A 23,294-nucleotide genomic window follows, 5' to 3' on the forward strand; every position below is an offset into this window, starting at 1 on the left:
AAGAACAAGAACGTTTAGAAGAGCAGCAAAGGCTCAACTTCGGCCCCTTATAGGGGCTTTCACAAGTCCACCTTCTTAGAAGGTGGTTTTTTAATGATTTAAAAATGATTTTTAGTTCTTGTAATTGACGAAAGCGTTTAGGACGGCTTTAAAATCAGTGGGCTTTCTGCCCAACAAATCTTCGAGATCATTTGACACGATTTCAAATTGTCTGTTTTTAATGTCTGCCACATAACCAGAAAGAAGAGTTACAAACCTTTCAGGCACTCCATTTTGTTTTAGCGCTTCGGAATACGCCAATTCGTTAATATCTGTATAGTCAACTGTTTTGCCTGATAATTTAGAAAGGATACTTGCAATATCTTCAAAGGAATACTGTTTCCCTCCCGTAAGTTCATATGTTTTATTTTCGTGCCCGTTTTGCAACAGTACATTAGCTGTTGCTTCAGCCAAATCCCTTCTTAAAACAAACGGCACTTTCCCGGTTCCGGCAGGAAGAAAAATCCCTGTTTCAATCGCCACTTCACCAATATGCATGGATATTGTATCGCTATATAGTGAATTGCGTAAAAATGTAAATGTTAAGCCATTTTCTTTAATGTAATCTTCTGTTTTGAAATTATCTTCCATAAGTGGAATGTTTAGCGAAGTGTTTACATCCTTGATTGCAATCCCGGTATAAATGATATGTTTTACCCCTGCTTTTTTTGATGCATCTACTACGTTTTTGTGTTGTTGCAACCTGTGTGGATCAGTTCCTGAAATAAGTAACACTTTGTCAATCCCTTTTAAAGCATTTGCTAAAGAATTATTGTCATCAAAATTACCTATCCTGACTTCTACTCCTTTTTCTATTAAGGAAGTTGCTTTTTCTACACTCCTTACCAACGCCACTATTTTATCTGCTGTTGTGTTTTTAAGCATGTGTTCAATAGTTGCAATCCCCAAATGCCCAGTTAATCCCGTAATCAGTATTCTTTCCATTACTTATTTTATTAATGTTTCCGTTTTACAGAAGAAATTATTGAATAGCTATATTTAATGTGATAAAAATACCTATATTCGATATACAAAAAGAACTAATATACTTTTGTATAGTGGTATCATCGGGTATAGTAACTGAACAAAAACCAAAATATTATGGGTGTAATTTCTGAAGTCAAAAGTGTTATGAGTGTAATCTCTGAAGTTAAAGTAAAAAGATGTCCGATTGCATATATTTTGGCTATAAAAGACGCAATAAATGTAATGCATGGGAAATGGAAGCTACATATCATCGGTTCATTGATTTTTGGGAAAAAACGTTTCAAAGAACTGGAAAGAGATATTCCTAATATTACTCCCAGGATGCTATCTAAAGAACTAAGGGATTTGGAAGGAAATGGTATCGTTAAAAGAACGGTATATGATACTATTCCCGTTAAAGTAGAATATGAATTAACAGAATCGGGACGTTCCTTTGAACAGGTTATGGATGTTATGGTAAAATGGGGTTTAGAGCACCGCGAAAATGTAATTGGAAAACAGGAATAAATTTTCCTGAGATGATATGCATTTGAAAGTTTTGAATTAACCTTTGATTGCTGAAAATAAGTGCCCCTTTGCTGTATCTGAATCTATAAAGCAAGCTGCGAACATATCGACAAAGAAAACTCCAATATAAAATGATTTTTATATTAATACGCAATTACAGGTTTTTTATGAATATATTCCGATGAATTCATCTGTTTAATGATAAAATCAGCAAGGTCTGCACGGCTTATTTTTCTGCCTCCCTTCGGACAATGTTTATGCTGAACTCTGTATTTTCCGGTGAATCCTTTATTCGTCAGATAAGGTGGTCTTACACAAATCCAATCAATATCTTTTGTCTCGTCTAAAATGGTTTCCCACCGGGTTTGGTCGTAATAAACTTTGTTGAAATTCGGACGAATTATACGATTCAGAAAAAAATTATCTGTAGATGGATCGCTCATATCAATCAATCCGGATGTTATTGTAATCAGCTTTCGAATTTGGTTCGCTCTCATTGCAGAAAGAATATTCCGGCCTCCTTGCGAATAAATTTCGGTATAATCATTATTCGTTCCTGTTCCCAACGCAGAAATAACCAAATCAGAATCTTTAAAATGTTCCTTGAGTTTATCTGATTCCAAAATACTCCCTTCTATTAACACTACCTTACCTTTAACTGATTGCTGAACTTCTGCGAGGTTCAGTTTGGCACGATTCCGAACAAGAACTTTAACCGTGTGGTTATCCTGAACTAACCTTTTTAATACCTCGTACCCGGTACTCCCTGTTGCTCCCAATAGAAATATTTTCATTTTACTTTATGCTATGTCTCGTTTATACAAAAACAACATATAGGATTTTGAATAGTTTTATAAAAGATTCTTCTTTTCTGCCTAATCAATTCTTGCAGTAATTCTCTGCCATATTTCTTTGCTTAAGAAACTCTCGTCAACCTGTGCTTCCAATTCCAGAAAGCGAGTATACGGAATGCCGAATGAAAGAACATCTTTGTCGATAAGTTTGCGCACCGATAGATCTGTTAAGCCAACAAAACAGGTGGAACCTCCCTTTTCCTCTTCGTATAGTGGAAATAATACGACCTGCTGACACCCTGCAGCAAAATCTATTTTAACATTGTTCTGGGTCTCTTTATCGTAGTTCGCAAGCAGCACCAGCGCCGAAAGCTGATCTGCGTTGGCCAGCAAAATAACAGCTTCAGGAGTTTCTCCTTCAGATAATTCAGAAAGAGGTTTAAAAACTATATATTTTTCGGTGAGAATTTGAGGCAATCCTGTTGCAAATTTCCCGGCAAGTTCAGGTGTTTTCAGATAATATTCGCCTTCCACTTTATCAGGGATCCCGGTTGACAAAAGATGTTTGATAAAATACATATCGTAACAACCAAGTCCCAGTCCAACCTGACCACCCATACAAGGTGTTGATTTTTCATCAAATATAGTAGTCCTCCCTTTTGCTGCAACATTTAGCAACGAAATAACACATCCCCATCTACCTTCTTTAAATCGGGTCGCACCTTCGGGTTTTTCTGTAGCTCGAAATACGGCAACCGGATGATACTTCGATTTTAACGCTTCTGCAATTTTACTCTTTGTTATCACACTCATAATTCCTGTTTTTTACTTGATTTTTGAATCTTTTTCCACGGTTTAAATACCGATAAAAAAAATATAAATATCAAAATACAGAACTGTAAACTTCCCCAAAATCTTGTCGATGCCTGGAAATCCAAGTATTCTTTGTTTGAATATACATTTAGTCCCTGGTCATGTACCATATAAACCGATTCATTTGTCCATTTACCCAACCAAAAAGTTCCAAGCAGAATTAGAGTTATCGTAAGCAATAATTTGACAATTACCCACCAATGTTTAAAAAATCCCCAGGGCGTTTTCCATGAAAGTGAAAGTCCTGTTAAAAAGCTACCTGTTGCCGAGCCAATTATAATCCAGTCATCAATTAACTTGTTTGCATGGCTATAAGCCAGCAATTCTGATGCATTCTGAGGATTTTTTGTGAACATCAGAATAATCATTGAGAGTGCTGCTCCTAACCACAGTGCAGAAAAAATGACATGAAAACTTACAATCGTGCGTCTAAGATCCTTACCGTAATATGCCATAATCTCAAAAGTAATTTTTATTTTCACAAAAGTATAATATTATACAATCAAATATGAAACAAATAGAAAGTAATTCTTTAGGATATTTGCTTAGCACCTGCAACAATCAATTAATCAAATCATTAAATAGGGAACTTGTTGGCGCTAAGCTGGAATTAACCAGAGAACAATATATTGTTTTAAGTATTTTATGGGAAAAAGATCTGGTAAATCAGCAGTTTCTTGCAGATACACTTGGTAAAGAAAGGTATAGTATTACCAAGTTAGTTGATGGATTAGAAAAGCGAAAATTGGTAAAACGTGTTCCTTCTGAAAATGACAGGAGAGCAAAATTGATCATCGTTACGTTGAAAGCACTTGAGATCCGCCCATTAGTCAGCAAAGTAGTTGATACGACGCTTCATAATGCCATATTGAATATACCTGAGAAAGATATAGAGATAACTAAATCAGTTCTTGAAAAGATTATTATGAATGTTAGCAGATTTAATGAGAACTGATTTAATGTGAAAAAATAGGAAATTATATTTTTGTGCATACTCTTTTTAAGCAGAGACAGGAGTTTACATCGTAACTCTATAATTATTTCTTCTAATTCATCCAGATTAATAGAAAAATATTAAATTTGTATACTATATAAACTAAATTAGTTTACTTTATGAAAGTTGGAGACATTGATATTGAGGAAACCATATTTGATATAACCAGCGAACTCCTAATTAAATATGGGGTAAAAGGATGGAATATGGACGATTTGGCAAAAGAAAGTAATATGTCAAAACGAACCTTATATAAAATTATTGGAAACAAAGAAGATCTTATATTAAAATGTATTTCAGATGGCCTTAAAAACAATATTAATTTAATTTCCAGTTTCTTATCAGGTTCGAAACCGTTTCCAAAACTCCTGGAACAATTTATTGATGTTATTACTGACAATTTTCAGGACTATGTTCTAAAAAGTATTACAGCAATCCGAATTGAGTATCCCAAAATTAAAATTGAAGAGGAGAAATTTCTAGCTAGACGTCAGCAGCTTCTCCTTTCATTCTTCAATAAAGGAAAAAAAGAAGGGCATCTACACCAATATGCCAATCCCGAGACTATTATAAAAATCGTTTATGCTTTAGTTGACCATAATATTTCGACATGTGACAATAAAACAGATTTTAAAAATGAAACGACTGAAACTCTGGGCCTTTTTTTTAAAGGACTTTTAAAGTAAAAAATTTAATCAAAAGTAAACTGCATAAACTAAATTGGTTTACATGGAGCATGAAATAAATACAATAATAATTATATAATTATGAGCACAAAAATTACCAACATTTTCTTTCTGGTGTCATTGTTGTTTATAATGGTAGCTTGTAAGGAAGCAAAAAAAGAACAAAATACCATTCGTCCGGTAAGAACAGCAAAACCTGTTTTACAATCCAATGAACAAGATAAATTGACACTACCGGCAAGCATCAATGAGTTAAGAGAGACAAAGCTTTCATTCAGGGTTGGTGGCCCTTTGCTTCAGCTTAACGATATACAGGGTGCTTATGTAAAAAAAGGCCAGCTTGTTGCAAAAATTGACCCAAGGGACTTCGAATTAGAAGTAGAGGCTACGAAATCTCAATACGAACTGGCACAAATAGAGTATGAACGGTACAAGAACCTGAAAGAAACAGAAACGGCTCCGAAAAGTGTTTTCGATAAGGTTGAAACAAGCTGGAAACTGGCAAAAACGAGTTATGAAAAAGCGGAAAATGCCCTGAAAGATGTAGATATTATCGCGCCCTTTTCAGGATATATCAATCATGTATTTGTCAATAATTATGAAATGGTGCAACCCGGGCAACCTATCCTGTCGCTTATTGACATGTCTCAATATGAAGTAAATGCATGGCTTCCTGTAGAAGATGCGGCAAAAGTAAATAAGAAAAGTTCATTCCAATGTGTTGTTTCATTACGAGACAAAAAGATATGGCTGGAGGGAAAACTAAAGGAGATTGGGACAAAAACCAGTATTTCAAAACAATCGTTGCCCATAACAGTGGTTATCAGTGCCCCCGACAGCATCAAGTTAAGTGCCGGAATGACTACGTTCCTGGAAATTTATAATAATGCGAATAACCTCAATACGTCTTTTTCAATCCCTTCATCTGCAATTTTTACCAGAGATAATAAACCTTATGTCTGGATTTTTGACAGTGGTTCTTCCACTGTTTCAGCCCGCGAAGTAACTACAGGAAAACTGACCGCAAATAATTTCATCGAAATTAAAAGTGGTATTGCTGCTGATGAAGATATTATTACTGCAGGGGCACATTATCTTTCTGAAGGACAAAGAGTTAAAAATATGGATGGTTTTACACCATCTAATATTGGGAATAAACTATGACAATAACAGAATACGCTTTTAAGAACAAAATAGTAATATATTTTATATTGCTATTGGTGCTGGTAGGAGGAATTACATCCTATTTCAGCATGGGCAAACTGGAAGATGCTGTTTTTACCATAAAAACCGCACTGGTGGTTACGGTATATCCCGGAGCATCTCCCCATGAGGTTGAACAGGAAGTAACCGAGGTTGTTGAACGCGCTGTTATGGAAATGGATAACATAAAAGAGATTTATTCAACTTCTTCTGCGGGGCTTTCTGTTGTACAGGTTGATATTGAACAAGCTTTAAAAAATAAGGATATGCCACAACAGTGGGATATTCTCCGAAAAAAGGTTAAAGATGCAACATCAGGCTTGCCCCGGGGAACGCATGAACCGATGGTGATAGACGATTTTGGTGACGTGTACGGAATGTTTTATGCTGTTACGTCTGACGGATTTTCACGTGAAGAGTTGCACGATTATGCCGAGTATCTGAAGCGGGAATTGCTCACCGTTGACCAGGTGGGAGAAATTACGCTTTTCGGAGATCGCCCGGAATGTGTTGATATTAAAATCGATGATGCAAAAATATCGGAGCTTGGGATAAACCCGGGATTAATCATTCAGGCGTTAAATGCCCAAACAAATGTCGCTCCCGCAGGAAATATAGAGCTTTCGGGGAAATATGCCAGGGTGGCAGGAAACATTGCCTCGCAAAATATTGATGAACTCAGGAAAACAATAATCCGGGTGGGGAATGAACAATTTTATCTCGGCGATATTGTTGAAATTAAAAAATCATTTATTGACCCGCCACAAAATTTAATGTACCACAATGGTTCTGAAGCCATAGGATTGGCTGTTTCTACCCAAAAAGGAGGAAACGTACTGGACCTGGGCGAAAACCTTACCCGTAAAATTGAACAATTAAAAACGAACCTGCCTGTTGGCATTGAACTGACTCAGGTATACAGCGAAGCAAAAGAAGCTGAAACGGCAAACAAAAAATTTATTACCAACCTAATTGAATCGGTAGGAATTGTGGTTCTGGTTCTGCTACTGTTTATGGGCTTGCGTTCCGGTTTACTTATAGGAAGCGGTCTAATCTTTTCCATATTGGGAACCATTCTTGTGATGAATTTGTGCGGTATTAGTATGCACCGGACTTCACTTTCTGCAATAATTGTTGCTATGGGAATGCTGGTTGATAATGCAATTGTTGTGACGGATGGTGCTTTGGTTAATATCCAGCGGGGCGTAAACCACAGAAAAGCAATTATTGATATCTCGCGAACAACCTCTTTCCCCCTTTTGGGTGCAACCTTAATTGCAGTCCTTGCCTTTTTACCGGTTTTTATAGCCAAAAGTAATTCTGCAGAAATCAACCACGATTTATTCCTGGTTTTAGCCATCTCTCTTTCGCTGAGTTGGTTTTTTGCAATGACCCAAACGGCCATAACCAATGAACGGTTTTTGAAGGTGAAGAAAATAAAGGAAGATCCGTATGATAATAGATTTTATGCATTTTTTAAGCGTTTTTTAGACGTTGTAATCAAACGCAAATGGTTATCCGTATCTGTGGTTGTTTTAACATTATTCCTCGCGGTAATGTTATTCGGGAAAGTGAAGAAAGCATTTTTTATGCCTCTTGATAAATCATACACGCTGATTGACTACTGGCTGCCGGAAGGAACGACTATCCATAAAGTGCAAACAGATCTGGCTATTGCAGAAAAAGATTTGTTTAAAAACCTGTCGGAAATAAAAAATATTACTACCAGTTTAAACAAAACCCCACCCCGGTATTTATTACCTGCACACAATGAAAATTACAATACAAGTTTCGGACAGTTGATGATAGAAACACATTCGGCAGAAGAAGCTGTTGAAATTAGACCTTATCTGCAAAAATACTTTACTGAAAATTTTCCCGATGCAAGGGTGCGGATAAAAGGCTACATTTCCGGTCCGCCTATAAAATACAAAGTAGAAGCCCGTTTTATGGGACCTAACCCAGCGGTATTACGTCGTTTGGCAGAACAGGCAGAAAACATTATGCACAACGAACCGATGGTTGGCGACATTACCGACAACTGGCGGAATCAGGTGCTCACCTGGGCTCCCGTTTATTCTCCAATAAAAGCAAAACGGGCAGGGATTACCCGCAGCGACCTTGGAAATGCCATCCAGCGTTCCACCAGTTCCGGGTTAATCATAGGTATGTACCGTGAAAACGATGAGAAACTGCCTCTTGTTCTGAAGGTTGATAATCATTCACTTAATAACATCGAAAGTATAGAAAATACCGGAGTGTGGTCGATGCAGGGACGAACATCGGTACCCTTAAAAGAGGTAGTTGACAGTATAACTATCGGCTGGGAAGATGGTTTAATCCAGCGCTATAATCAACAACGTGCCATTACCGTTCAGTGCGACCCTGCCGACCCGAATGTTACAGGGGCCACATTGCTCAGTTTGGTTCGCGATTCTATTGAATCAATTCCTCTTCCCGCCGGGTATTCGTTTATGTGGGCCGGGGAGTATAAAACATCAAATGAAGCCAATGCATCAACCCGGCAATTTATGCCCCTGGCAATGCTGCTTGTCATACTTATCATCATTATGTTGTTCAATAATGTACGGCAAACTATCGTGGTTTTGTTGATTATTCCGTTGTCCGTCATTGGGGTAGCCATAGGTTTATTTATTACCAACAGCGCTTTCGGTTTTATGGCTATAATCGGATTCATGGGGCTAATTGGTATGGTACTGAAGAATGCGATTGTAATGATGGACCAGATAAGAATAAATATGAGTAAAGAAGGGGTCGACCGTTACAAAGCTTTGCAGGATGCTGCGGTAAATCGTTTACGACCGGTATTTCTTGCCGCATTAACAACCATGTTGGGCATGTTGCCATTAGTTACCGACTCAATGTTTAGCTCGATGGCTGTTACTATAATCTTCGGATTATTATTCGCCACATTACTTACACTGGTGGTTTTGCCATTATTGTATGCAGCATTTTTTAAAATAGAAGTTCATAAATAAGAAAGGAATAAGGAATCATGGCAAAATATATAATTGTAATTTTCTGTAGCATCTTGTTTGCTGTAAACGTAGTTGCCCAGGAAGACACTCTTTCACTTGCGGAATGCAAGCAAAGAGCATTAGAACACAGTCAGGCGATAAAATCAGCCCGGGCAAATCTCCAGTCGGCTGAAATAAACCAGAAATTAAGCAAACGGTCGTCATTGCCAAATCTCAATCTTGATGCAGGGTATCATTACATGGCCGATCCTAAACTGATGGCGATACCCGGACATCCGCTACCAACCATTGACGGTGAGATCAGTAACATCTATTCTCCGCCCTATACGAAAGAACTGACATACCATAATTCCTACAATGCAACGATTGGATTGAGCCTCCCGCTATATCTCGGCGGGAAGTTAAACTATGCCCGGCAAATTACCGAAAACGTGAAGAATATTGCTGAATCGAATGTAGAGCTAAATAAAATAGGCATCTTGCTGCAAACCGAACAGCAATACTGGACATTGGTATCCTTACTCGAACAAAAAAAAGTAGCAAATAAATCGGTTGCATTTTTAAAGGAAGTCGTAACCGATGTAACCAATCTGTATAAGAATGGGATAGTTACCAAAAATGAAATACTGAAAGCACAGGTAGAGCTGAACAATGTAAAACTGTTTCTCATAACCATTAACGATAATATTGGAGTTTTGAAAATGGCTATCAACCAAAATATAGGAAATGAAATCGAAACACCTCTCTTTATTACTGATTCAATTATTGAAATTAATACTTTGGGAAATAGCCTTGCATTCGATCCTCAAAGCTTTGAAAACAGGCACGAGATTAAAATATTGGGGCAACAGGAGGAAATAAACAAAACAGAACAGAAAATAGTCCGCTCAGATTATTTTCCACAATTAGTTTCGTATGCCAACTATGGGGTGCAGAACCCTGACCATCTTAGCAACAATGAAAGTGAACTCACATGGAATGCCGGGTTAGCTTTAAGCATCCCGGTATTCCATTGGGGAGAACGTAAATTGAAAGAACAACAGGCAACCCTGAAAACGGAAACGACAGGATACACCCTCGACAAAACAAAAGAATTGCTGACCCTCGAAATAAAACAAGCTTTCTTCAAACTTGAAGAAGCATACTCAAAGCTCAATTTTACCAAAGAAGCGCTTGTTCAGTCGGAAGGAAATTTAAGCTTGGAGAAAAATAAGCTCAAGCAGGAGATAGTTACTACGACGGACCTTCTGAATGCCCAGATGCAATGGCAAAAATCTTATGCCGACTTTATTGCCGCCAAGGCAAATGTTAAAATCCAGGAGGTTTTATATAAAAAAGCGATTGGCGAATTATAATAGTTAATTTACCCTCACTATTAAAGCTTCTAAAAATTATACTTTTCAAGTATTCAAATATTTAAAGAACAGTGTCAAACGAAATAATCTTCTCAAACTCTTCTTGTGTTTATTCAATAACCATTTTTGATTAGTACTTCTTTTGTTTTGAGCATCCAAAAGTTTAAGTCCAATATGAAGCAGTGAAAAAACTATTGAGTATAAGAGACCAGAGTGATGGAAATGAATATAACGATGTAAGAACCATTTTATAAAGGCGCAAAAATCAAAAGCTATTGTGGTATAATGAAAACAAATGCAACCTTGAAAAATTAAAACCATTAAATTAAACATCCGTTCAGGACGTTTTTATGGTGTTAGATGTATTATATTTTGGATATTAGACACTAAAGAGAAGAATAAAAAAAGCTAATTTTTAGCTGATTTGTCCAAGAACTATCCTTATTAATCGCTACACTTTATTGGATTTACTGTGTTCTTTCTATTTCCATCAAATTACCAATGAAAAGAATCATAAACACTTTTTGCCACAATTCTATTCTTACAGGAAAAGAGAAAAAGAATCGAGACTTGTTTTCCAACTATGAGACCAATTCAAAATCAGCATTCTTCCTAAAATTACAGCTTAAACTATAATACAATACATTAACAGGGGCACGTTCAAAAGGAATACCAATAATATAAAAGTCAATATTATTTGAAATACTCAACGGGTGTTTAAAAATTAATTGGTGTGAAGATAGAATGAAGAAAAATTATTTGCGAAGGAACTATCCGGGAAAGTGAAAATCCTTATTAATGAGGATTGTGCCTCATTACCCGAAAATTTATTTTTGCCCACAGAAGAAAATTATAAAATGAATTGCTATTCAAAAAAGATAAAAAGACCCGATAGTATGCTTGAGAAAAATCAAATTTTAAAATAGTTGGAATGGGCAAATATTCCTTACTTTTATTAATCTTTTTGACCGTAATATCGGTATACGGCCAAAACACCAAAAACAGTTCGATTTTTGGTAAAATAATTTCTGAAGATGGTAGTCCGTTGGTATTTGCTACGGTAGTAATCGATGGTACAAAACTTGGGACACAGACTGACGAACAAGGAGAATTCGAAATTTATGCTCCCTATGGAAAACATGTAATTTCCGTTTCGTTCATCGGTTATGCCAAAGCTTCAGGAACCATTGAGACAAGCCCCGCCAACAAAAGGGTGAAACTTGATTTTGTCCTTAAGAAAAATACTGAAAATCTGGATGAGGTAATGGTCACCGGGAAGGCCAGGAAAACAGAGCTTGAGACCCAGGGATTTGCAGTGAATGCTGTAGAAACAAAAGAAGCAAGCCTGCGTAACATACAGGCAAACGAATTATTGAACACTACAGTAGGTGTAAAAATTCGTCAAAACGGAGGCTTGGGCTCCAATGTAGAATATTCATTGAACGGGTTATCCGGAAGTGCTGTACGCATCTTTATCGATGGTATTCCCATTTCAACATATGGATCTTCATTCAACTTAAACAGTATTCCCCCGTCAATGATCAGGCAAATTGACGTTTACAAAGGTGTAGTACCCGGTCACCTGGCAGATGATGCGTTGGGAGGAGCCATTAATATTCAGCTCCATAAAAAGGCAAGAACGAATTTCAATGCTTCTGTTTCCTACGGGTCTTTCAATACTTTTCAGGCAAGTGCTAACGGCACCTATCGCTTTGATAAATCAGGCTTTACTGTTAAAACCTCTCTTTTTCATAATTATTCCGATAACGACTATAAGGTTTCGGGCAGAAGTGTTGTGGTTACCGGTATAGGCGGTGTGCAAACACCTATTACTGCCAGAAGATTTAATGATGCCTATAGATCTACCGGAGGTATGGTTCAAATTGGTTTTACCGACGTAAAATGGGCCGATCAATTTTTTGTTGGAGCTACAGGCTCTGATGATTATAAAGAAGTACAACACGGAGCCTTTATGACCATCACTCCTTATAAGGATAGATTTATGGAGTCTGATGCTCTGTTAGCAAATCTGACCTATCAAAAAAAGGATCTTTTTATCAATGGATTGGAATTGAATGTGCACGGTTTGTATGGTAAACGTAACCGTGCTGTAAACGATACTGTAGCCTGGGCCTATAGTTGGAATGGGGAGAGGGCCATTGATTTCAGGGGTAACGAATACCAGTATTCCTGGGGATCCCAGCAGGAAGGAGGCCCTACGTTGGCAAAAATTAATAGAAACGTATCGTCCATTCGAACAGGCTTGTCTTACACCATTAATGATAATCACAGGATTTTGCTGAACCACGTTTTCAGCGGAATTGACAGGGAGGATAGTGATGAATTGAGATCGGTACTGGAGAATACATTCAGTGGAACAAGAGACTTACGCAAAAATATATATTCTTTGAGCTATGAGTTCAATGCTTTTGACGACAGACTAAAAGCCAGTTTGTTTGGAAAGCACTATCAGCAAAAAACAACCAGTGTTGATCCTGCTATTGAAACAGATGATGATGGAAACAAGCAGGTCATAGATGAAGTAGTAAGCAGCAATAAAAAACATAACGGATTTGGTTTTGCTTTGTCCTATGCCCTTATTCCAAACGTTACTCTGTTAACTTCGGCAGAAAAAGCGATACGACTTCCTAATGAAACCGAAATATTTGGTAATGATGGGGATAATGTAGTTGCTAATTCAAGTATCAATCCGGAACAAAGTAATAATTATAACCTGGGGTTTCGCCTGGGAACCTTTACTCTCCAAAAGCACAATTTTAGTGTTTCTACCAATTTCTTCACTCGAAATATTAAGGATAGGATTGGCTTACCCATTGAAACATCCCTTAATGTTGATGATGAACTGATACTTTATGTAAATCAGGGAAGTGGCACATCTAAAGGTGTAGACGCACAGTTGGATTACTCCTACAATAATAATTTTGGATTCAACTTTAATATTTCCCGCTTCGATTTGACCGTAGAAAACAGAGGCGTGGAAATTGACGTTCCCAACACGCCATTTTTTACTATGAATGCAAGCTTGAGATACTCCTTTAAGGATTTGATACAAAAAAATACAAGACTGAACCTCTTCTATACAATGTATTTTACTGAGGAATTTTCTTACCTGGTGCCCCAGGGATCGAATACTGTAGGTGATGACTTTTTTAAAGTGCCCGAACAATTGACTCAGGATGTTGGGATCAGTTATACATTCCCCAACAACAAATTTATTGTGAGCTCCGACGTCAAAAACATATTTGACAAACCTGTATACGACAATTTATCGGTACAAAAGGCAGGCAGAGCTATTTACCTGAAATTAAACTATATAATAAATTCTTTTTAATTACTTAAATATAAATAAAATGAAGTACAAATTTTTAGATATTCGAATTTTAGCCTTTGTATTTGTGATAGGCGGGCTGATTGCCTCTTGCAGTAGCGATGACGATGACGAAATTTTACCACCTGACCCTGAGCCGGAAGATACCAGATGGATTACCGTTGCTGCAGCCAGAATGGGAGAAAACCCCGGAGATGGAAACGGGGGAACATTAATTTATGCAATTGATAACGAAGAAGCTAAAGACCCCACAGTATCCATTGAACCTTTTGACGATGGATTCATTGTTCCTTCAAATAGAACAGCCAGATTACAATCATCTGAAGACGGTAGTACCATCTTTAATATCAGCTATGCCGGGGATACTGGTGGCAAGTATACCAAATATACTGTAGAGGGAGGACAAAACTTCGTTCAAACAGGTACTGAAATTAGTATTGCTCCTTATGTGGGATCTGCTCCCAGATGGATTAAACTATTTGATGGAGACCAAACGGGAGCCGCTGTGTACGTTTCTACAGAGCACCAATTTGATGATAATGATAACTATGTTCGTACCGAAGCTACCATGGGAGTTTTGACCCTGGATTTGGTTAATTCACAAATTGAAGAATTTCAGGAACACAGTATTGCTTTAAGTGAAGAAGAAGAAACCAATGGGTACTATATTTCCCGAATCGATATGCCGGTATTGAATGAAGCTGGTGACAAACTTTATATCGGAGCCCGTTTAAGCAAAGTAAACCCTGAAACTGCCGAGAGCGAAAGGGATTACGAAATTCTGGGATCAAAAACCATTGTATTGGATTATCCGTCTTTATTGAATCCTTCTGTAATAACTTCTACCGTAGGATATGGCAACACTAACGGTTACCGAAGCATCAATGCCTTCCTTTATAACGGAAGTGTTTATCAGGCAAACCAGGGCGACCCGCAAGGTTCGCACATACTTAAAATTGATGCGGACAACGAATATGACAATTCCTATGATTTTAGCCTGGACGAGGCCTTAGGTGAAGAAGATACTTACATTCTTGCCTGGAGGCCTGCATCGAACGGAAAAGCCGTTTTAGCCTACCGCTATGCCGGTTCTGAAGAAGGAGTAGCAGGAGCCCAGGGATTTTTTGCTTTAATTGACCTGGAAGCTCAAACAGCAGAACGTATTGCTGCTATTCCTTATGACCCCAATTTTTACTTGTTCCAGTACCAGGGATTTGCAGTTAATGGAACAGAAATATATGTAACCCAGGCTCCGGTAGGGGAAAACGGAAATATTTACGTAATAGACACAGAAACCAGTGACGTAACCAAAGGTGCTGAATTGGTTAATGTAGAAGGAAGTCATTTTATAGGTACATTCTAATCTTTTGGGAATTATTATATGGACTAAACTCTGTGGGAGATTTTCTCCTATGGAGTTTTCCACTACAAAAACATCTTATTCACGAAATTCAATAGAGTCAAAATGAAAAAACAAACAATAAAATTCTTCTTTCTTATTATGATTACCACCCTGGTTTCAGCAACAAGCATGGCACAAAGAGGAAATAGTGAAACGAATGAAAATCCATTCATGGACAGGGAGTATTGGGCTTCACACCCCAGCCTTGCCGATATTGATGCCAAGATTGCCGAAGGGTATTCCATAAACGAAGCCAACAGTGGTGGTTTTGACCCCGTCACCTTTGCAATTTTTGGCGGAAATCCGGTGGCCACAATCGACTTTCTTATTAATAAAGGAAACGATGTAAACAAACGCACACACGATTCACGGACCTATATTTTTTGGGCAGCTTCCCGGGGAAATTTAGAGGTCGTAAAGTATTTGATTAAGAAAGGAGCCAAGACCGATTTAAAGGATTCTCATGGATATTCTTTGGCTCAGTTTACTGCAGCTTCGGGCCAAAATAACCCTAAAATCTACGATTTGCTTATCGAAAATGGAACAGACTTAAAAAACGAAAAAGACCATGATGGTCGCAATGTACTTTTAGTGGCCGCTCCAAGGGTGAAAAATCTGGATTTAATTGATTATTTTATAAGCAAAGGGCTTAGTTTAAATGCTACTGACGATCATGGCAATGGCATATTCAATATTGCAGCCCAGGGAGGAAACATTGAAGTACTGAAAGCTTTGGTTGCCAGAGGAGTTTCTACGGATAAGAATCCCGGGACCAACGAAAATGCCATTCTTTTTGCCAGCAGAGGCGGAAGGGGAAGCAGCAATAGTATGGAAGTTTTTGAATATCTGGAAGGACTTGGGCTTGATGCTAATATTACTTCAAATAAAGGAGTTACGCCATTGCACAACATTGCCCGTTCTTCAGATAATCTTGCTCTATCCCAATATTTTATAGACAAAGGAGTAAATCCCAATTCAGTTGACAACGATGGGAATACACCTCTGTTAAACGCCGTATCACGCAATAAATTGGAAGTGATCAAATACTTAGTTGAAAAGACTGAAAATATCAATCATAGCAACATAGAGGGACACTCAGCATTAACGCTTGCCATTCAAAATAACAGTGGTTCGGTAGTAAATTATTTAATATCTGAAGGAGCCCAAACTGATATTTTAGACACAAAAGGAAATAATTTGGCCCATTATCTTTTTGCCACACGTGGCAATCCCCGTGATTTTGACGAGAAGGTAAAAGCATTACGAGAAGCAGGTTTTGATTTCAGGAAAAAGCAGCCAGACAATAGCACCATTTGGCATTTGGCCATTGCCAAAAATAATTTAGGTCTTCTAAAAAAAGTTGAAGATTTTGGTGCAGATATCAATGCAAAGGACAATCAGGGAAATACGGTTTTGCATTATGCCGCTATGAAATCAAACAATACAGAAACGCTTAAATTTTTGATTACTAACGGTGCCGACATCAAATCAACGACCGAATTTGGTGAAACAGCTTATGATTTAGCTCAGGAAAATGAACTCTTGAACCAGGACAACGTGAGTTTAGACTTTTTAAATTAATTGAAGACCTATGAATAAAATAATAAATCGCGCATTATCAATTTTGGGGCTTGCCCTGGTTCTTCTTAGCTCATTTTCTTTTGCTCAAGCGCCATCTGATGTGTCCTACAAATGTATGATACAAATGGCTAACTATTCAGGTGAAAAAGCCTATGTAGTTGTTTCACTAATGGATGCCAATGGGACTTATGTAAAAACCTTATATATGCAGGGGGATGATCCCGAATGGTTTCCGGATCTTAAAAATTGGTGGGCTTTTAGTCATAATATAAATGAAGATATTGATGCTGTTACCGGAGCAACAGTTGGAAATGGCGAAAGAAACATTATTTCTTTGGTTGTAAACTCTTCACAAATTGACAACGGATATAAGATCCGGTTTGAATCTGCTGTCGAAAATCAAGAGTATTACACTGTTGATGCAGAGATAGAGCTGAATTCAGCAACCATCAGAAATAAAACTGACGGAAAGGGGTATATCCGATATATCCGTATGATACCAAATTAGAAAAGTATGGTTCTTTCGATATGGCGCAATAGCCATTTAGTTCTTGCAGTAGTAGCCTCCTTGTTTTTGCTGATAGCGTCAATTACAGGGGGGATTTTGGCGGTTGAGCCTATATCGAACAAGGTTCGTCCATACAATATCGATCACGCGGACAAACTTACTTTGACCGAGACATTAACGAATTTGAATGCGAAATACGATGAAATCCTGTCTGTCTCAAGCGACCGCAACGGGTTTGTTAGCGTCTCGGTTATTATTAACGGAGAGAACGAGCAGTTTTATGTAGATCCTTTTACAGGTAACAAGTTGGGACCCCTGATTGAAAAAGCGCCCATTTTTAAGTTCAGCACCAGTTTGCACCGTTCATTGTTTCTTAAAACAACAGGGCGTTTTCTCATTGGTCTTGTATCCCAGCTACTATTTTTAATTGCTGTATCGGGTATTATACTCATTGCTAAACGGCAGGGCGGCTTCAAATACTTATTTGCTTCGGTGGTTCGTGAAAACTTTTCGCAGTTTAACCACGTTGTCTATGCCCGAATTACATTGTTGCCCATTATTGTTTTGTCATTGACAGGCATATACTTATCACTATTACGCTTCAATCTAATTCCGGAGGAACAGGTTGTTCACGAAATAGATTACGATTCGCTAACTGACAGTCCGAAAAAGCCACTTAAGGATTTTGAATTTTTCAACAGTACCACTTTAGGTGAACTTAAAGAACTGGAATATCCATTTTCAGAATTTATTGAAGATTTTTACACCATCAGGCTTAAAGATAAAGAGGTTATCTTGAATCAGTTTAATGGTGAGATTATCACTGAAAAAAAAAGTGCTTTGGTGGCGATTATTTCTTCCTGGGCTACTGTTTTACATACGGGAGAAGGAAGTATCGTTTGGAGTGCCATTTTAGGAATGGGAAGCCTTTCCATCCCCTTTTTGATGCTCACAGGCTTTATCATTTATTTTAAAAGACCTAAGATTCATATCAAAAATAAATATTCCCAAAATGAATGCAGCCATATTATACTGGTAGGAACCGAAGGAGCTACTACCTTACAATATGCACAGGAGTTTCATCGTCAACTGCAAAAAGTCGGGATAAAAAGTTATTTGGGATTAATGAACGAATATTGTCTGTTTAAAAAAATGGAACAACTCATTATTTTTACAGCCACCTACGGGCAGGGAGAATCTCCTGCCAGTGCCGATCGATTTAAGGAATTAGTGAAAAAGAATTACCAACCTCAACCGTTTTCCTTTTCGGTTATTGGATTTGGTTCTACCGCATATCCAAACTATTGCCAATTTGCTTATGAGACTTTTGAAATAGTAAAGAAACTCCCAAATGCAAATAGTCTGGGAAAAGTCCACACAGTGAACGACCAGTCTTTTGAAGCTTTCTCGAATTGGGCAAATCCTTGGGCCCGGGCTATAGGCCTGAAACTTCAACTTGAAAAACCTAAAATAACGCTTCCTAAAAACCACGTTTCTAATTTTGAAGTGTTAGACCGAATTGATTTTGAAAAAGAAGATACCTTTCTACTTACGTTAAAAAATATGAATGGAACAAGGGTTGTTTCGGGTGATCTATTGTCGGTTATACCGGAGCAAGATGAACGGGAACGACTTTATTCTATCGGAAACTTAGGGAACAACACCTTGGCCATAAGCGTAAAAAAACAGCCTAACGGGATTTGTTCAAATATGTTGGGACAACTTGAGAAAGGTAAAATACTATCCGCAGGAGTAGCCAAAAACCGACACTTTTATCTTCCAAAAAATACAAAAGATGTCGTGCTCATTGCTACCGGAACGGGTATCGGCCCTTTTTTGGGAATGATTGCTTCAAACGTTGCCAGACGAAAATTGCACCTATATTGGGGAGGCAGAACGCCAGAATCTCTTGCTCCTTACAAAGCTCATATAGATGAGGCTCTTTTCAAAAAAAGGCTTCACCTTTTTACACCTGCATACTCCCGAATGCAATCTGAAAAAATTTATGTGCAACACTTGATAAAAAGAGATGCAAATAAAATTGCCGGTATTTTCAGCAAAGGTGGTTGTGTAATGATTTGTGGCTCAATTGCGATGCAGCGTGAAGTAATGACAGAGCTTCAGGATATTTGCAGCACCTATTTAAAGAAAGACCTGAGCTATTACCAAAATCGTAAACAAATTAAGATGGATTGTTATTGAATATTCTAAAGATTTACTTGAGGATGTTAAAGAACCAGTTAATCAATAAATACAACCACTATATTTAACCGGCTGCAGAGTGAACTTTCGGGAATATTCAGATAAATAATTTTTTTAACATCCAGTTCAATAACTTCAGGAATAAGATAAATCTAGGGGAAAGTTTCTGTGGATTGTTTATATATTGAACTTACTAATCGGTCAATCAATTGCTGAATCTGTGTTTCCTCAACACCTTCAAATATCCCGTCGTCGATTACTCCCAAAAGCAAATGGCCACCCTTTTTATTCAGAAAAGCACAAATACTTTCAAATGCATTTTTGTTGAGCTCACTTCACGAGTTCTTAAACTCAACAGTTGTTCCTTCTCCTTCTTTCAATATCTGACGTATTTGCTCAATCATTTAACAAAAATAAGGATTTAAAATATATATTATTTCAAATAGACAGTCTGACGGTAAATTGTATGAGTAGTGGCAGATTGCGGTTTTTTTCCTATCAAACCGCTACGCGTTTAAGCGGGCCACAAACCTTGATATTTACCACTTCGCCTGCCTTACCATCTATTTTTTTGTTTTTCCCAGTCATATTCATATTTTTCAGATGTTATGTTTTTTACTCCTCTTTTTATTCCCAATTTGATTCATTATATATCTTAATATTATTCTTAAACAATAGGTCAGCAGTAAGTCCATTCCCCTCTACTAATTTACCATCAAATTTTCCACTATATATTTTACCAAAACCACACGAAGGACTTCTTGATTGTAAAATTGCAGTTGTGATCTTACGTTGTTTGCATATATCTAAAACTTTCGTAGCTCCTGTTTTAAATTCTTTGGTAAAATCAGAACCTGATTTAGACTTAACTTTAACACTTTGGAATTCAGTAATAATCTCACAAGATTCTCTAGGTATTGGAAGTCCCGCTAAGACTTCAGGACAGACAGATATAGCTTTGCCTCCTTCTATTAACTTTATCAAAGAAGCATCAGAAGTACTAGTCCCATTATATCTACAATTAACCCCAACCAAGCAAGAACTGATTAAATACATATCTTTCTCTTTACTTTATAATATGCTACTTATTCGTTTACTGTGCACAACCATTTGTCTATGATTCCGTTGCAGACAATATTCATTTAGAATATTCGGAGCAGAAATTATAGTTTATAAAAGTAGGGATTTTTCTTTCTCTTTACCATCATAGTATTGGATTATAGCTGTTGTTGGTAAATGTTTAATTCTTTATTTTTGTTTATGGAATACGAAATGGATATTTTCACATTTTTTGGTTTAGGAGTTTTTTTTATAGCTCTGTTTCTAGGTTTATTCTTTTTGTTTCAAAAGAAGTTCAAAAATGATGGATACCTTTTTTTGTACATTTCAATTTTAATTTTAGGGTGTGAGTTGTTTTACAAAACATTAATCCATAGTCGTTTAATGTATGATTTGTATATATTTTATCATCCGGGAAGATTTTATAATCTATTAATTTATCCCATCTTCCTCTTTTTTGTTTGGTATGTTATAAAGCCCGAATTTAAACTTAAGACTAGCCACAAATTTATTTTATTAGCATCTATCATCTATAGTTTATATGTGCTCACTACCGGTTTATTAATTCCTTCAAATGAAAAATTGGGCATGTTAAATGCGTTTTATAGTGATACCAGACCAGGTCCTTTTAACTATTGGCTTAATTTAAAATCTTTACTAAAATCAACCATAATTCCCTTATTATTTCTGGGTATTATCGGATATGATTTTTTAAAGTTTAAAAGGAAAAATATGACAAGTCGAAGCAAAAGGCTTATGCATATTCTTTCTGCTATTATTGTAGTTTACTTTTTATTCAGTCAGTTCTCAAACTTAATTTATAAATGGTTTTATAGAACAACTAAATTTTCAATGATAGAATGGCCGATTGATATTACTTTTTTGTCTATTCTTATAGTCTCACTTTCCGTAATAGCGTTATTGGTAAATACTGGAAGTGTGTTTTTGCCACCAACAAAATATATTGGAAGTTCTTTAGAAGGAAGCTCTTATGATTTAATAATTAATAGAGCTAAAGATTATGTCGAAAACAATGAGTTGTATAAAAAAAACAAGCTAACAATAACTGAACTATCAAAACAATTGGATACAAATCCAAAATATTTATCTCAGGCTATAAATCATCGTTTAAATTTAGGTTTTGTAGATTTTATTAATAACTATCGGGTTGAAGAAGCAAAAAAACAAATGCTCAATGTTGAAAACTCTCACTTAACCCTTGAAACTATTGGATTAATGGCTGGCTTTAAATCTAAATCGGCGTTTTTTAGAGCCTTCAAAAAGGTAACGAATTCTACTCCAAATCAGTTTTTGAAATCTAAAACAAGTACCAATTCTTGAATTGAACCTTTTTAAGACCTACTTTTATAATACTTTCTCAATTTTCATTTCGACTTTTGCAATATTAAGATTTAAAAAACAATCGAAATGAAGTTTTTTTATTTAGCCATAGCTACATCCTTGTTTTTATACTCCTGTCATTCAGTTAACAAAAAAGATATTGAAAATGAAGTGTCAGAATGCTTTACAGAATATTATTCAGCTATACCTCTTCGAGAGTCTCCTTACCCTAATTTTCAAGGAGTGGTTAGGTTGTCAAAGAAGGAAGCAATGACTCGAAATCATTATCGATTTACATATGATAAATCGTTTCGCTTAGTAAGTGTTTCCTTTTGGTTAGGTGAGAAATTAAGAGAGCCAAATCATACAGCAAATTATTTTTTCACAGCACCTATGCAAAAAATACAATATACAGACAATAAAGAAATCATTACGTATCAGGACAGATTTGGGAATCAAATCGCACAAAGAGGAGCATATAAAAGTATATATTTACTTGATAAGAATGGTAGACGAGTTGCACTACATTATGAGGATGATAAAGGGAATACTGTAGAAAACAGTTGGGGAATTTCTAATTATGAATGGAATCATCAAAATGACGGTTCTGTTATAGAATCAAGATATGACCTAAAAGGCAAATTACAATCATTAAGACCCCAATTTGATTTTTTTATAATCCGGTTATACTATGAGCAAAATGGTATCGTTGCATTGATGCAAAATGTTGATGAAAATAGTACTTTGATAGAAAACAGTTCAGGAGTGGCACAAGATAAATTACTGTTTGACAAAGAAGGGAAATGGTTAGGATGGAAAGTATTGAATGCTAAAAATCAACTTCATAGGGGGAATGGGCCTAATGTGGCAAAAGGTATAAATACTTCCAATAAATTTGGATACGAATCCAGTATCAGGTATGAGGATATTGATGGTTCCCGAATAATTAATGCGCATGGTTTTTGGGGAAGCAAACGGTTTTATGATAATAAAGGAAATTATACATACACTCAATTTATTGATAGTTTAGGAAACGCTGGAGTCAATGAGAAATCTGGTTATTGTTATGCAATTTACACATGGGACGAAAGCGGATATAACCTATTGAAAATTGAATTACAGGATACAAATAGACAGGCAGCAATTCACAAAAATGGGGGGTATTCTTCAATCGTTTATGAATATAACGAGTTTGCACAAAAAACCCAAATAAGCTATTTAGGAAAAAACGGTGAACCAATTAATAGGGCAGATAATGGAGTTTCATACATCAAATTTGATTATAATAAAAATCATACCTTAAAATCATCTAACTGTTATAATAATACCATTTTAAATACAAAATGCCGCATTGAAATTTTTTAGGTAGTGTTTGTTTCCGGTTATTGACATTATGGTTTCGGGTTGCATTTCTA

Annotated in this window: 19 protein-coding genes; 13 read left to right on the forward strand and 6 right to left on the reverse strand. The window is 36.6% G+C overall.

Translation table 11 applies throughout. The features are described 5' to 3' along the window. Positions 1-111: 111 nt before the first annotated feature. Positions 112-984, reverse strand: a complete 873-nt coding sequence (locus tag K5G00_RS27240; RefSeq protein ID WP_238769654.1) for an SDR family oxidoreductase — start codon at positions 982-984, stop codon at positions 112-114. Positions 985-1,140: 156 nt separating this feature from the next. On the opposite strand from K5G00_RS27240, the gene K5G00_RS27245 reads away from it, so the two are divergent. After that, positions 1,141-1,533, forward strand: coding sequence for a winged helix-turn-helix transcriptional regulator (locus K5G00_RS27245; RefSeq protein WP_238769655.1), 393 nt, complete (start codon positions 1,141-1,143; stop codon positions 1,531-1,533). A gap of 143 nt (positions 1,534-1,676) precedes the next feature. On the opposite strand, the gene K5G00_RS27250 is transcribed toward K5G00_RS27245, so the two are convergent. The 3 genes from K5G00_RS27250 to K5G00_RS27260 form a co-directional block, all read right to left on the reverse strand. Beyond that, on the reverse strand, positions 1,677-2,327 hold the full coding sequence (locus tag K5G00_RS27250; RefSeq protein ID WP_238769656.1) for an NAD(P)-dependent oxidoreductase: 651 nt from the start codon (positions 2,325-2,327) through the stop codon (positions 1,677-1,679). Positions 2,328-2,408: 81 nt separating this feature from the next. Further along, a complete protein-coding gene (locus tag K5G00_RS27255) occupies positions 2,409-3,140 on the reverse strand; it encodes a DUF169 domain-containing protein (RefSeq protein ID WP_238769657.1) in 732 nt (243 codons plus the stop codon). Continuing rightward, the gene (locus K5G00_RS27260) at positions 3,137-3,682 is read right to left on the reverse strand and encodes a DUF2269 family protein (RefSeq protein ID WP_238769658.1); all 546 of its coding nucleotides are present in this window, start codon (positions 3,680-3,682) and stop codon (positions 3,137-3,139) included. Before K5G00_RS27260 ends, K5G00_RS27255 begins: the two co-directional genes overlap by 4 nt. Before the next feature lie 26 nt (positions 3,683-3,708). Here K5G00_RS27260 and K5G00_RS27265 point away from each other — a divergent pair, with 26 nt between their 5' ends. From K5G00_RS27265 to K5G00_RS27310, 10 genes are all read left to right on the forward strand, one after another. Then, positions 3,709-4,155, forward strand: a complete 447-nt coding sequence (locus tag K5G00_RS27265; RefSeq protein WP_238769659.1) for a MarR family winged helix-turn-helix transcriptional regulator — start codon at positions 3,709-3,711, stop codon at positions 4,153-4,155. Between the two features lie 158 nt (positions 4,156-4,313). Beyond that, complete coding sequence (locus K5G00_RS27270) at positions 4,314-4,880, forward strand: TetR/AcrR family transcriptional regulator (RefSeq protein ID WP_238769660.1); 567 nt, start codon at positions 4,314-4,316, stop codon at positions 4,878-4,880. A gap of 81 nt (positions 4,881-4,961) precedes the next feature. Then, complete coding sequence (locus K5G00_RS27275) at positions 4,962-6,044, forward strand: efflux RND transporter periplasmic adaptor subunit (protein WP_238769661.1); 1,083 nt, start codon at positions 4,962-4,964, stop codon at positions 6,042-6,044. Beyond that, complete coding sequence (locus K5G00_RS27280) at positions 6,041-9,082, forward strand: efflux RND transporter permease subunit (protein WP_238769662.1); 3,042 nt, start codon at positions 6,041-6,043, stop codon at positions 9,080-9,082. The genes K5G00_RS27275 and K5G00_RS27280 overlap by 4 nt, the downstream gene beginning before the upstream one ends. Before the next feature lie 17 nt (positions 9,083-9,099). Beyond that, entirely contained in the window at positions 9,100-10,437 is a 1,338-nt protein-coding gene (locus K5G00_RS27285; protein ID WP_238769663.1) for a TolC family protein, read from the forward strand. Between the two features lie 931 nt (positions 10,438-11,368). Further along, positions 11,369-13,789 carry a TonB-dependent receptor gene (locus tag K5G00_RS27290; RefSeq protein WP_238769664.1) on the forward strand — a complete coding sequence of 807 codons (2,421 nt, stop codon included), beginning with the start codon at positions 11,369-11,371 and terminating at the stop codon, positions 13,787-13,789. Between the two features lie 19 nt (positions 13,790-13,808). Beyond that, positions 13,809-15,149: a hypothetical protein gene (locus K5G00_RS27295; RefSeq protein WP_238769665.1), complete on the forward strand. Its 1,341-nt coding sequence runs from the start codon at positions 13,809-13,811 to the stop codon at positions 15,147-15,149. 102 nt (positions 15,150-15,251) lie between these two features. After that, complete coding sequence (locus tag K5G00_RS27300; protein ID WP_238769666.1) at positions 15,252-16,769, forward strand: ankyrin repeat domain-containing protein; 1,518 nt, start codon at positions 15,252-15,254, stop codon at positions 16,767-16,769. Positions 16,770-16,779: 10 nt separating this feature from the next. Further along, the gene (locus tag K5G00_RS27305; protein ID WP_238769667.1) at positions 16,780-17,277 is read left to right on the forward strand and encodes a DUF2271 domain-containing protein; all 498 of its coding nucleotides are present in this window, start codon (positions 16,780-16,782) and stop codon (positions 17,275-17,277) included. 6 nt (positions 17,278-17,283) lie between these two features. Continuing rightward, a complete protein-coding gene (locus K5G00_RS27310) occupies positions 17,284-19,479 on the forward strand; it encodes a PepSY domain-containing protein (RefSeq protein WP_238769668.1) in 2,196 nt (731 codons plus the stop codon). Positions 19,480-19,631: 152 nt separating this feature from the next. Here the strand turns inward: K5G00_RS27310 and K5G00_RS30285 are convergent, their stop codons facing one another. After that, on the reverse strand, positions 19,632-19,784 hold the full coding sequence (locus tag K5G00_RS30285) for an AlbA family DNA-binding domain-containing protein (protein WP_394800884.1): 153 nt from the start codon (positions 19,782-19,784) through the stop codon (positions 19,632-19,634). A 322-nt stretch (positions 19,785-20,106) separates the two neighbouring features. Further along, a complete protein-coding gene (locus K5G00_RS27315) occupies positions 20,107-20,535 on the reverse strand; it encodes a DUF523 domain-containing protein (RefSeq protein ID WP_238769669.1) in 429 nt (142 codons plus the stop codon). Between the two features lie 204 nt (positions 20,536-20,739). Here K5G00_RS27315 and K5G00_RS27320 point away from each other — a divergent pair, with 204 nt between their 5' ends. Both K5G00_RS27320 and K5G00_RS27325 read left to right on the forward strand, forming a co-directional pair. Then, complete coding sequence (locus tag K5G00_RS27320) at positions 20,740-21,879, forward strand: helix-turn-helix domain-containing protein (protein ID WP_238769670.1); 1,140 nt, start codon at positions 20,740-20,742, stop codon at positions 21,877-21,879. A gap of 87 nt (positions 21,880-21,966) precedes the next feature. Beyond that, on the forward strand, positions 21,967-23,244 hold the full coding sequence (locus K5G00_RS27325) for a hypothetical protein (RefSeq protein WP_238769671.1): 1,278 nt from the start codon (positions 21,967-21,969) through the stop codon (positions 23,242-23,244). The last annotated feature ends 50 nt before the right edge of the window (positions 23,245-23,294 follow it).

This window comes from Maribellus maritimus (assembly GCF_022267315.1).
Taxonomy (GTDB): Bacteria; Bacteroidota; Bacteroidia; order Bacteroidales; family Prolixibacteraceae; genus Draconibacterium; species Draconibacterium maritimum.